We start from the raw sequence: 12,697 nt of genomic DNA, 5'->3' as shown, positions 1-12,697 counted from the left end.
AGTTAAGAAAGGACGGATTCTCAATGTATTACGCATGTGACGAGCATATTGAGCTCGCATTAGATGTGGTTGTCGATGAAAATGAGGTGTTTCCGGTAATGGAAAAGCTTACATCGGAACAAGCCTTATCCACAACCTGCAGCTTCTGCAAAAAGCAACCCATTTACTCTGTGACGAAATAATCAGATACCCACAATGTTGATATGTGGATAAGTTCTGTGGATAACATTTAAAAAGGAGTTCTACACACTGTGAATATCTCCATCGTAACCGTTGGCAAGCTAAAAGAAAAATACCTCAAACAAGGCATCGACGAATATACCAAACGTCTCGGTGCCTACGCCAAAATCACCATCACCGAAGTCCCCGACGAAAAAGCACCCGAGAACCTCAGCCCAGAAGACATGCGCATCATCAAAGAAAAAGAAGGCGACCGCATCCTCGCCAAAATCCCACAAGACGCTCACGTCATCGCCCTTGCGATAAATGGGAAGATGCAAACCTCCGAGGAACTAGCAGCAAACTTGAACCAGCTTGCATTGCATGGGAAGAGTAAGATTTGTTATGTCATTGGAGGATCGTTAGGATTGTCCGATAAAGTATTAGAGAGAGCAAATGAGAAGTTATCGTTTTCTAAGATGACGTTTCCTCATCAATTGATGCGGTTGATATTGGTGGAGCAGGTGTATCGGGGGTTTAGGATTATGAGGGGGGAACCTTATCATAAGTAAATGAGGTTAAAGGGTAATAAAAAAATGTGACAGGTGGTCTTAAGTTTGAAAGAAACAAATATGAATATTAACATTGAATTTTTTCAGGGAAATTTAATAAAGGCGATTGGTTCTGGAGTATATGAAATTAGTGTGGAAAAGAACAACAAAATTAAGGCACTATACATAGGCGAATCAGTTTTTGTATTAGTTAGGTGTGCAGCACATTTGTTTGAACTATATAAGAATCCAAAATACTTTGGATTCTATAAAGAACAAATTGAAGATTCAAGCGTAACGTTGAGATTTAGTCTAATTGAGAGCAATGACGATAAAGTTTCAAGGAAAAAACGAGAACTTGAACTAATCAAGCAGAAGGAACCTTTGAGTCAAAGTGGGATAAGTGATAATCAAAAAAAAATAGAAGATAAAATTTCAGCACTTAAGAATTTTTTAAATTAAATACTTAAGATGGTACTTTATCAACGATGCGAGTGCAAGAAGCGGATTTCAAGAGTTATATTAGCTAGTAAAAGTTGAAAGAGTTGTTTATTCTTATCTCTAGTTGATTGTTGGTATACTTGCACAATCTTTTCTAATAAGTGTCTTATAACATCTGGTGGAATGACTTTCTAATTTAATGAACTTAGATTATTGCTGAGTTCATTTTTCTTTTGTTCTAAGTTGCTCTTCCGTTTAGATACTTTCTGTAATCGTTCCTGAAGAATGGAAACTGGAAAGAGGTTTTGTTCAACTGCTTCCATATATGAAATTAACTTCTTTAAGCTCTATTTCAATGCTATCTATCTGTAGTTTTAGTTGTACATTTAATTTAAACGTGTCTTAATTAATATTTTCTATAGTCTGATTAAAGCAAACCCTATCTTAAGAATTCTATTAAATATTTGAGTACAGCGTCTTCTGCATCGTAAGCTTTAATTGAATTCGTAATCTGGCATGAGAGGCTATTCCCATCTTAAAGGGAATAGCCTCTTTTCTTTAGGGCATGTAATTGCATGATGTTAAACTTATATAATTTTCTGTTATCGCTTAAAATTGGTGATCATTATTTAATTTATGTAACAATATTTTAGAACAATAAATATCTTAAAAATACCGATATCGTATTTTGGTATATATAAACCATTGGCGAAAACAAGCGAATATGGTATATTTAAACCAAGATTAAATGTGGTATGTAAAAATCATGGAGGTGTTTTTGTTGGAGAACAAAATCAATGATTTATTAAGAGTAGTTAGTGAAACAAGAGGAGATGGCAAACAGGAACCTTACTCACAGTTTATTGCTTTATATTTAAGTCAAAAGTTGCGAAAAACGGGATTCGAGGAGATACTCACGAATATTGAAGATGAAAAAGTAAAATGGGCCTTAAAAGATTTTTATGAGGATAATCGTAATCTAATAGAAAAATTCAAACAGATATCAATATTATCAGATAAGGAATGGCTAGAGATTGTAGAACAAACATCAATATTTGATAATAGTGAGAACACTATACAAAAAACGCCTATCAGTATTATAAAATTAGTAGATCGACTACTTGATATTCATAATAAAGATTCAGTACTTGATATTTGCTCAGGATTAGGTTTTACATTGGCGCAATTGTCGATGGAAAAAGATGTAGCACTAATGGGTGTAGAAATTAATCCACAGGCGTATATTCATTCAAAACTATTACTAGACATGCTGAATAAAGATACATCAAATATTATTTTAGGTAATGCACTCAAAACTGATATCAGTGTATTCGAAGCAAACAAGGTATTTATAAATGGACCACTCGGACTTAGGGTGTCAAAAGATATATATGATGAGGTACTTAATAAAAAATTTTGTGGGACAGCATACGAAGAATTAATTCCTAATTATGATAGTGCTTGGTTATTCGTATTAGATGCGGTTTTACATTCAAACTTTGAAAAAGTAGTAGTTGTAATGAATGAAGCTCCAATGGTTAATAATCGTGATGTCCAAATTCGAAAACAATTATTGAAAGATGGTTTAATTGAAGCAGTCATAGATCTCCCAGGGGGTTTATTGGATTATTCAGGCATACCAGTAAGTTTGCTTGTTTTAAGTAAAAATAATTCGAGTGTTTCATTTGTCGATGCGACAAAAATGGGCACTAAAACAGGATATAAAACAGTTTTAAAAGATGATGATATTAAAAAAATCATCAAAGCAATTGAGGTTATTGGACCATTAAGTAAAAATTGTAAATTTGAAGTTATAGAAAACGAAGATTTCATATTATCTTCAAAACGCTATTTATTTCCAGATATACCTTATGAAAATACAGTACAATTAAAAGATGTTGTCAAAACAATTAATCGTGGTGCAATGATTTCTAATAATAATTTAAAGGAAATAGAGTCGGAAATACCTACTCTATACCAATATTTAGCTTTGAACAGTTTTACAAATGGTATAGTGGATAAAATGTTGCCATTTATAAAGAAAATTGGTCCATCATTAGAAAAACATGTAATAAAAAACGATTCATTAATTATATCTAAAATGTCTCCATTTAAAGTGACATCTATTGAACAAAAAGAAAAACAAATATTAGTTAACGGTAACTTATACTTTTTAGAAATTGATGAAAATAAAATCAATACAAAGTACCTTGAAGCTTATTTACAAAGTGAATTAGGTATGAGAGAACTACAGAAATACGAAAAAGGAACCGTGATGAAGACTTTAAGTATTAGAGATATAGAAAAAATTATGATTCCAGTGCTGACAGAAGAGGAACAAAACAAAATTGGAAAAGCATATGATTTATTGAAGAGAGAACAAAAAGTTACTTTAGAGAGAATTAAGCGAATTGAAGAAGAAAAGAATAATATTATGGAGGTGAGGTAGGACGCAAGTAGACCAAGAGTTGCTATTTGACATCGCTACTGAAGCCTCATCTATTTTAACTCGAAAAATTATACAAGCTACTGACGAAAGAACGTTAAGAATAACGTTAAATGAGTATAATTTAATTGATTTGCTAACAGAACAAGAAAACAGCTTTACTTATCCAAACGGAAATATACTTCTTTTTGGAGAGAGTAATGTTAAAGAACATGTTATCTATCAGATATTTAAAAATCAAGGAATTGACAAAGATAGAATGAAACTGCATTTAGGATTTAATGAATATAAAAAATTTTATTTTAAACGATTAAGTCATAGACCAGAGAATAGACTTATTCTATTTGGTCCAATTCCACACTCAACTCGTGATAAAGGGAATTACTCGAGTGTTATTAATATGATGGGAAATGAAGACGGCTTTCCTAAAGTAGTTAGGTTAACAGCAAATCAAAGCTTGAAAATAACAAGAAACAGTTTAACAGAAGTGATTGAGGAAGAAGTTAAAACAGGATTTTTAAAAGTAGATTAAACTGCTATCTTATAGGGACGCAGGGACACGAATAATGGGCCGGCAAGTATGTATTTGGCTATGTGGGACAAGGTTCCTGTTCCTAAGTTTCTAAATAGTTAAAGGGTCTAGTAAATCTTCTAAATAAAAAACTTGGACAAGTGATTGATGTTGAACTGCTAACAAGAATGTCGTAGCCTAGATTATAAAAGAAATGATTGTTACAAACGACTGCTATTTTCAATAATAGCTAAGAGATGAAAAACAATTAAATGAAATCATCACGTTTATGGATAGCCTAAGATATAATTGTCAATTATAAATCGGGATAAAAGTCTTAGTTTATAAATTAAGAAAAACCATAACCACCGATTATTTACAAAAGCGAGTAACTTTTTGGAAGCATGACGATAGGGATGCGTTGAGATGGTATATCACTTTAAAAAGTATTGTATGAAATTGTAAAATACTTCCTTATCGGGTGGTCTGATTGAAAAATAAATATAATTGAGGGAGAAAGAACATGATTACATCAGATGATATTAAAAGAAGACTATGGGACGGTGCAAATGACCTTCGTGGTTCTATGGATGCGAGTCGTTATAAAGATTATATGTTAGGGTTAATGTTCTATAAGTTCCTTAGTGATAAAACACTTGAAACTTTTGTCAAAACAAGTGGTGCTAAAGGGAATGAGGGAGACATTGTCCAAGCTTATGAAGAGGCTTATGCAAGTTATGGGAACAATCTCATCAATATGATTCAAAATGTCCTTGGATATTATGTTTTACCTAAACACTTATACCAGACATGGTTAAAAGATATTCGTGAAGGCACATTTGAATTAGAGAAGGTAACAGAGAGCTTACAAAGTTTTGAACGTACGGTAGCTACAACTGGAGATATCGATGATTTTAAAGGCCTTTTTTCTAGTTCTACTATTGATCTAACAGACACTGCTTTAGGAAGTAACTTGAACGCTCGAAGTAAAAATATCCGTAAATTAATTGAATTATTCGCCGATCTAAATATGGTTGCACTTCAAAAAGGTGATGTGTTAGGAGATGCTTACGAATATTTAATCGGTCAGTTTGCGATGGAATCGGGAAAAAAAGCTGGAGAGTTCTATACGCCACGTCAAGTAAGTGAAGTCATGGCACAAATTGTTGCCAAAACGACGGAAGTAAAATCGATTTATGACCCTACTGTTGGTTCGGGTTCATTACTTTTAACGGTTAGTCGATATTTAACAGAAGATAACCGAAAAGATCTCCATTATTATGGGCAAGAAAAAAATACGGCTACATATAACTTAACACGAATGAATCTATTATTACATGGAGTTCGACCAGAAAAAATGACGGTGAAAAATGGCGATACACTAGGGCAAAATTGGCCTGAAGATCCAGAACGCCCAAATGAAGGTGTTCAGTTTGAGGCGGTTGTGATGAACCCACCATATTCAGTTAAAAATTGGAATCAAGAAGACTTAAAAGTAACAGACCCGCGATTTGAAGTTGCAGGAGTGTTACCACCAGATTCTAAAGGTGATTATGCCTTTTTATTACACGGTTTATTCCATTTAGGTCAAGAAGGTACGATGGCAATTGTACTTCCACATGGTGTATTATTCCGTGGAGGGGCAGAAGGGGAAATTCGTAAACGACTATTAGAGAAAAACTATATTGATACAGTCATTGGCTTGCCAGATAAACTGTTTACCAATACAGGCATTCCTGTAACGGTGATGATTTTGAAAAAGAACCGAAAGTTAGATGACCCTGTTCTTATGATTGATGCTTCTAAATCGTTTGTAAAAGAAGGAAAGCAACACGTCTTACAAGAGAAGGATATCGCTAAAATTGTTGATACATATATCGAACGGACGAGTGAACCAGGGTATAGTTATCTTGCAACAAAAAAAGACATCATAGAAAATGAATATAACTTAAATATCCCACGTTATATTGAAGCGGTCGAAGAAGATATTGCCCATGATGTAGATGCACATTTGTATGGCGGTATTCCATTAAGCCAGATTAAAAAACTAACTATGCTAAACGAGATGACAAAAGATGTTTTATATAATGCACTAACTGAAGTACGTCCAGGCTATATGGAATTAACACAATCCGTTCAAGATTTAACAGAAGAAGTGTTAACAAATGAAAATGTACAAAAACAAATCAACGCATTAACAGAAGTAACGAAAGTCTATATGGATACATATTGGGAAAAGTTAAAAACTGTGGCTGATGTGAATTATATTGAACCGTTAAAAGAAGAAATGTTATCGGAAATTAAACAGCTATTAAAACAATTTAATCACGTTAGCACGTATGATAGTTATCAAATTATTGCAGAGTTATGGGAATATGTAATATCCCAAGATATAGAAAAAATTGCGATAAGTGACTTTTATACAGTAGGAAAAACACATGAAGTGAATATGGTTAAAAAAGGTTCTGGTAAAATGAAGCGAACAGAACAAGATGGTTGGGTTGGAGCAATTGTACCGAATGAACTTATATTAAAGGAACTCTATACAGAAGAACTACTTGCTGTGGAAACACAAAAAGAAACTTTAGCAGCTATTAATGATGAAATAAATAAACTCGTTGAAGCAGCAAAAGAAGAAGAAAGTGAAGAAGCGCAAATCTTAGAAGATGCATTGAATGCTAGAGAAGACGACTTTACTTTATCAGCGGTAAAAGCAGAATTAAAGAAAGTTGCAAATGATACGGATGAATATGCTTTATTAGACAAGGTTAGAAAACTATTAGACGAAAGATCATCTTTAACCAAAGCTATTAGACAAAAAGAGAAAACATTAACTGAACAAGTGGAAGAAAGAATTGAAAATTTAACGAATGAAGAAATTGATCAACTCATGTATAAAAAGTGGTTTGGTCAATTAACAGGTGACATCACAAAACTTGTAGAAGTACCTCTTGAAAATGAACTGGATACATTGAAGGATTTAAAGGAAAGATATGCTGATACGTTGGAAACCATTGAAGCAGAAAGTAAATCACTAAAAGAACAATTTGAGGCAATGCTGGAAGAATTGGTGGTGACGGAATGAAAGAAAAGAAGTTAGTGCCGAAGCGAAGATTTAGAGAGTTTGGTGGTCGTTGGAATCCAAAAAGGATTGAAGATTTTTTGGAAGTTAAATCTGGAAGAGACTACAAACATTTACAAAAAGGGAGTATTCCTGTTTATGGAACAGGTGGATATATGCTGTCAGTAAATGATCAACTTTCTAAGGAAGACGGAATTGGTATTGGTAGGAAAGGTACCATTGATAAACCACAATATTTAAAAGCTCCATTTTGGACTGTTGATACTTTGTTTTATATGGTCCCGAAGGAAAATATTGACTTATATTATTTTTATTCAAAAAGTAAGAATATAAAATGGAAATATTTGGATGAGTCAACAGGAGTACCGAGTTTATCGAAAAAAACCATTTATAATATTAGTTTATATATGCCAACATATCAAGAACAACACAAAATCGGCGAGTTTTTTAAGGTTTTAGATGAAAGAATTGCAAATCAGGAACGGAAGATTGCTAAAGTAAAAGCATTAAAGTCTGCTTATTTAACCGAAATGTTTCCACAAGAAGGCGAAACTGTGCCAAGAAGAAGATTTATAGGGTTTGAAGGGGAATGGAAAAAGGGGAAAATATCCAATGTCGCAAACTATCGGCGAGGATCTTTTCCTCAGCCGTATGGGGAAGATAAGTGGTACGACGAAATATATGGAATGCCATTTGTTCAAGTTGTAGATGTAGCCAATAATTTAAAACTAGTTAATAATACAAAACAGAAGATAAGTAAGTTAGCTCAACCCAGTAGTGTTTATGTTGAAAAAGGGAAAGTATTAGTTACCTTACAGGGAAGTATTGGTAGAGTTGCTATTACGCAGTATTCATCTTATGTAGATAGGACTTTGCTTATTTTTGAAAGCTATAAATTTAAGGTTGATACTTATTATTTTGCGTATATTATTCAGTTATTATTTGATATTGAGAAACAAAAAGCACCTGGTGGGACAATTAAAACGATAACTAAAGAGGCATTAAGTGAATTCATAGTTAAGATTCCATGTTATAAAGAACAACAAAAAATCGGAGAATTTTTCAAGAACTTAGATGACCAAATCACTACTGAAGAAAAAAAGCTGGAAAAGCTAAAGAAAATGAAAGAGGCTTATTTAGAAGAAATGCTTGTCTAGAGAGGAGGCTATTCAATGAGTAATGGGCGAAAAAATGTGGCAGAGAAAGCTTTTCAAGATAAGTTCGTTGCAAAACTAAAACAATATAAATGGAAAGCACTAGATTTTCTTAATGGAAATAAACAAAAGGTTACTGTAAAAGATTTAGTCAATAATTGGCGCAAGGAACTAAACCGAATGAATGCGGATGTCTTGGAAAGTGTTCCTTTAACGGATAATGAATTTGCACAAGTGATGGCAAAAGTATCGCAAATTGAAAACAGCTATGAAGCAGCAAAGTTATTAGCAATGGAACAATCGACTGGGAAAATTGATGGCATTTATCGAGATTCTCATCCAGACATTACACGCGAACAAATTACATTAACTATCTTTAAAAAGGCACAAGTGCGCGGTGGAGATTCAAGCTATACTATCGCAAGAGAAGTAGAAACACCGAATGGAAATCGTTTTGATATTGTTTTACTCATTAATGGTCTACCACTCATTAACATTGAACAAAAGCGTACAGATAAGTCGTTAGACGAAGCATTTAATCAGTTTAAACGGTATTATGCTGATGGTGAATATGTGAACAATTTCATGGCGTTTTCTCAAATGATGGTGATGACTTCGGAAGTAGCTACACGTTACTTTGCAACACCAAAGTCCATTAAAGTCTTTAATCTAAGTTTTGTATTTCATTGGGCAGACAAATATAATAAACCGATTAATCATTGGGAAGATGTCATTGGTCATTTCTTAATGATTCCGATGGCACACCAAATGGTTGGCGATTATTTAGTCATTGATGAAGCAAGAGAAGAGGAAAACCGTAAACATATGTTATTACGGTCTTATCAAGTACATGCCTTGCAAGCTGTCGAAGGTGCTGCCCTAGGGTGGGATAATGATGATAAAATTCCTCATGGGGGATTTGTTTGGCATACAACAGGTTCTGGTAAAACGATTACGAGTTTTAAAACAGCTTTATTTTTATCAACTAGAGCAGGATTTGATAACGTTGTATTTTTAGTAGACCGGAAGGAACTCGACAGTCGTACGAGTGATAATTTCAAAGCGTATGCACAATATGAGTCAGTAACCGTTGATGATACAGCGCACACTTTTCAACTACGTAAACTTTTATCATCTGCTAGTACTGGTATCGTTGTAACGACCACGTTTAAGTTAAATAATCTTGTAAAAGATTTAGTTGAAGCGAAGGATGAAAGTTTAGCAATTAAGAAAATCGTCTTCATTATTGATGAAGCTCATCGAACGACAATGGGTGAAATGATGGTAACCATTAAAAATTACTTCCTAAAAAATGGTCTGTTCTATGGTTTTACTGGTACACCCTTATTTGATGAGAATAAGATTAAAGGAATGATCAATGAGAAGAGTGAACTCATCGATACAACAGAAAAGCTGTTCGGACTACTATTGCATCAATATACGATAGATGAAGCAATTGCAGATAAAAACGTTTTAGGATTTCATGTTGACTACATAAATACTGGAGAATTTGAAAGTTACGATACATTACGCGAGCAAATTGTGGCATATAAACTGGAGGAGCAACCTGACACACCTAAAAGAAAACTCGAACGAGAAGTATATGAATTTTCTGAGTTAGAAGTAGAAAAGGAAGCAAAAAAACGGAAAATATTATTCTATCATGATGAGACTCATATTCCAAGAGTGGTAGAGGAAATATTAAAACATTGGGAAGAACAGTCACAACATAAGGTTTTCAATGCCATTTTAACGGTGGCATTTAAACATCGAGTAATAGCATATTATGGAGAGTTTAAAAAGCAATTAGCTGAACGAGATGATATTGCTATTAACGTAGCAATGACATTTAGTTTTGGAACAGATGCAGATAAAGAAACTACCGATCCAGAATTAATTAAAACGATGTTCAAAGATTATGCAGCTATCACTGGGATTGAATATGCATACGGTGATAAACGACGAGGAGAAGATGCATATTATGAAGATGTCGTTGAACGAGCAACACGCGGTGGAAGTGGCCGGAATCCGAAAAACATTGACCTTGTTATTGTTGCAGATCAGTTACTAACAGGTTATGATTCTAAATTTATTAACACGTTATATGTGGATCGTGCACTTGCACTACAAGGATTAATTCAAGCCTATTCACGAACAAACCGAATTTATGGGAAGGAAAAGGAATTTGGTACAATTGTCAACTTCCAGTACCCAAGAATAACGGAAGAAACAGTAAATGACGCATTAATTTTATATGGAAGTGGTGGAAAGAGTAGTAAAGCAATTGTAGAACCTTATCCTGTAGCAGTAGAGGAATTTGTAAAATACTCACAAGAAGTGATGGGGATTTTACAAGATCCAACGGGATGGCAAGCCTTAGAAAGAGATGAAGAGGCAAAGGAAATCTTCGTAAAAGCTTTTAAAAAGGCAAACAGTCAACTAAATACGATTCAGCAATATTATGAATTTGCTTGGGTAGATGAAGCATTCGGTATAACAGAACATGAGTGGATGCGTTATGTCGGTGCATATCGTAACGTAACGAGAGATGATAATCAGGACGACGATCCAGAAGATTTACCTGTATTACCTTTAGGTGAAGCAAAGCTAGCTGGTACACAAAAAATAGATGCATATTATATAATTCAATTAATCGGAGATAAAGCCACATCGACGAATGGAAAACAAACAGTGGATGCAGAGACATTACGTATTATTTATCAACATATTGAAGAATTAAGTAATATGGGTGATTTTGATCAAGCAGAGCTACTGAAGCAATTTGTTGAAGTGGAATTAGAACCTGGGAATGTAGCAAGTGATGTTAACTTTGATGAAGCATATGAAGAATGGAAGCGGAACAAATTAAAAGATGAAATTTATAAAGTGTCCCGAGAGTGGGGACTTAATGAAATAATTTTTGAAAAATCGGTAGAAGCTTATTCAACAGCAAATCCAAAGGAAATTCCTTATATCGATGAATTAACAAGTAATATTGTTCATGATTCGATTAATAACCAAAAAACTAGTAACCTATTGGAACATAATATGGAGCTCTTGAAAGCATTACCGGAGATTGTACCGAAAATTAAAAGGAAGTATAAATAGAGAGAGCTATATAGCCGTAAACCCAAATTAAACACTTTCTGCTCATTAACGCTCAACACTTTTAGTCCTTAAAAACCTTATGCAGAAGATAAATGAGGTTGTTTAAAAAATATTAAACAAAACCTCATTTAGATGCACCACGGAGAGGCTTATAATAAATAGTATGTTAACTAACGCAAGGTTAACATTCTGCTAAAGTCATTAAATAAATAAACTAGAATGAGATAAACAGCGCAATACTCTTATCCCTCTTAGGGAAGCTTTGTCTTACCGAGCGTGGTACTATTTATTTATAAAGGTTTTCCAAGCAAGCAGTATATAAGCTAAATATGGAGAAAGGGCTAAAATATGCATGATGAAAAGATGCGGTATACGTATACGACGATTGTCGATACGTTTCCATTGTATATTGAGAGTGTAGGGTATAATCCGCGGGAGCATGATTGGTCGCGGCCGGATGGATATCCGCACTATCATTGGCTGCAGACCATTGAAGGAGAAGGAACGTTTTCATTTAATGGGCAGGAGCATAGGTTGACTCGTGGGCGTGGTGTGTTGTTAAAGCCGTATACACCACATGAGTATATTACCATGGGGAAGAAGTGGTCTACGGTTTATGTGACGTTTGGGGGAACATCGGTTGTTTCCATTCTAGATGCGTTAAAGCTAAATGATTCCTCCCTGTATACAGATTTGGAGAACCAGCGATTTGCTTCAATGATTGCGGAGATGCTCGAGAAGATTAAAGAGGATGCGGAGTTTTCGAAGTTAGATTTATCTAGTTATTTATACAACTTTCTTATTCATTTACGGAAATATGGGAAGGTCAATAATCAGCCCTCGTTGTCAAATTATTACGACAAGCTTCGCCCTATGGTGGAGTGGCTTGAGTGGGCCTATGCGGAGGATATTGGACTGAACGATATGGCCGCTTATTTGAATGTGAGTTCGCAACATTTGAATCGGTTATTTCATCATTCGTTTAATATGAGTCCCTATTCCTTTTTGATTCAACTTCGTATTCGGAAAGCGAAAGAAATTTTGATTCAGAATGCGGATGTCCCGTTAAAAAATATTGCTTTCCTTGTGGGCTTTAATGATGTGAGTAATTTTGTTGCTACCTTTAAAAAGCTCGAAGGTATGACACCGAAAAACTACCGCAATCGCTATCTTCTTAAAACAGGAAGACTGCCGAGTGAAGGATAGATAGAAGCTCAGGATGTTCATATTTTCATATAAATGTGG

At 34.2% G+C, this 12,697-nt stretch carries 9 protein-coding genes; all 9 read left to right on the top strand.

From position 1 onward, the window contains the following. The first annotated feature begins 23 nt into the window (after positions 1-23). The 9 genes from J2S05_RS19205 to J2S05_RS19165 all read left to right on the top strand — a co-directional run bounded on the left by J2S05_RS19205 (position 24) and on the right by J2S05_RS19165 (position 12,658). Positions 24-182 (top strand): CxxH/CxxC protein, encoded by a 159-nt coding sequence (locus J2S05_RS19205; protein WP_306985715.1) that lies wholly within the window; start codon positions 24-26, stop codon positions 180-182. 69 nt (positions 183-251) lie between these two features. Beyond that, a complete protein-coding gene (gene rlmH, locus J2S05_RS19200; RefSeq protein WP_306985713.1) occupies positions 252-731 on the top strand; it encodes a 23S rRNA (pseudouridine(1915)-N(3))-methyltransferase RlmH in 480 nt (159 codons plus the stop codon). Positions 732-776: 45 nt separating this feature from the next. Then, positions 777-1,172 (top strand): hypothetical protein, encoded by a 396-nt coding sequence (locus J2S05_RS19195; RefSeq protein WP_306985711.1) that lies wholly within the window; start codon positions 777-779, stop codon positions 1,170-1,172. Positions 1,173-1,932: 760 nt separating this feature from the next. Next, on the top strand, positions 1,933-3,600 hold the full coding sequence (locus J2S05_RS19190) for an N-6 DNA methylase (RefSeq protein WP_306985710.1): 1,668 nt from the start codon (positions 1,933-1,935) through the stop codon (positions 3,598-3,600). Between the two features lie 19 nt (positions 3,601-3,619). After that, the gene (locus tag J2S05_RS19185) at positions 3,620-4,129 is read left to right on the top strand and encodes a hypothetical protein (RefSeq protein WP_306985708.1); all 510 of its coding nucleotides are present in this window, start codon (positions 3,620-3,622) and stop codon (positions 4,127-4,129) included. A 502-nt stretch (positions 4,130-4,631) separates the two neighbouring features. After that, complete coding sequence (locus tag J2S05_RS19180) at positions 4,632-7,193, top strand: type I restriction-modification system subunit M (protein ID WP_306985707.1); 2,562 nt, start codon at positions 4,632-4,634, stop codon at positions 7,191-7,193. Next, the gene (locus J2S05_RS19175) at positions 7,190-8,347 is read left to right on the top strand and encodes a restriction endonuclease subunit S (protein WP_306985705.1); all 1,158 of its coding nucleotides are present in this window, start codon (positions 7,190-7,192) and stop codon (positions 8,345-8,347) included. The genes J2S05_RS19180 and J2S05_RS19175 overlap by 4 nt, the downstream gene beginning before the upstream one ends. A gap of 15 nt (positions 8,348-8,362) precedes the next feature. After that, positions 8,363-11,452, top strand: a complete 3,090-nt coding sequence (locus J2S05_RS19170) for a type I restriction endonuclease subunit R (protein ID WP_306985702.1) — start codon at positions 8,363-8,365, stop codon at positions 11,450-11,452. A 348-nt stretch (positions 11,453-11,800) separates the two neighbouring features. After that, positions 11,801-12,658: an AraC family transcriptional regulator gene (locus J2S05_RS19165; protein WP_306985699.1), complete on the top strand. Its 858-nt coding sequence runs from the start codon at positions 11,801-11,803 to the stop codon at positions 12,656-12,658. Positions 12,659-12,697 lie beyond the last annotated feature (39 nt).

Origin of the sequence: Alkalicoccobacillus murimartini (assembly GCF_030813245.1) — a bacterium.
Classification (GTDB): Bacteria; Bacillota; Bacilli; order Bacillales; family Bacillaceae_D; genus Alkalicoccobacillus; species Alkalicoccobacillus murimartini.
The sequence above is the reverse complement of the archived record's forward strand: the minus strand, read 5'-3'. Positions and strand labels throughout refer to the sequence as shown.

What these genes read in the sequence shown, in the direction of transcription:
- J2S05_RS19205 (WP_306985715.1), top strand. Translation starts at nt 24, where the DNA reads ATGTATTACGCATGTGACGAGCATATTGAGCTCGCATTAGATGTGGTT.
- J2S05_RS19170 (WP_306985702.1), top strand. Translation starts at nt 8,363, where the DNA reads ATGAGTAATGGGCGAAAAAATGTGGCAGAGAAAGCTTTTCAAGATAAG.
- J2S05_RS19175 (WP_306985705.1), top strand. Translation starts at nt 7,190, where the DNA reads ATGAAAGAAAAGAAGTTAGTGCCGAAGCGAAGATTTAGAGAGTTTGGT.
- J2S05_RS19165 (WP_306985699.1), top strand. Translation starts at nt 11,801, where the DNA reads ATGCATGATGAAAAGATGCGGTATACGTATACGACGATTGTCGATACG.
- J2S05_RS19180 (WP_306985707.1), top strand. Translation starts at nt 4,632, where the DNA reads ATGATTACATCAGATGATATTAAAAGAAGACTATGGGACGGTGCAAAT.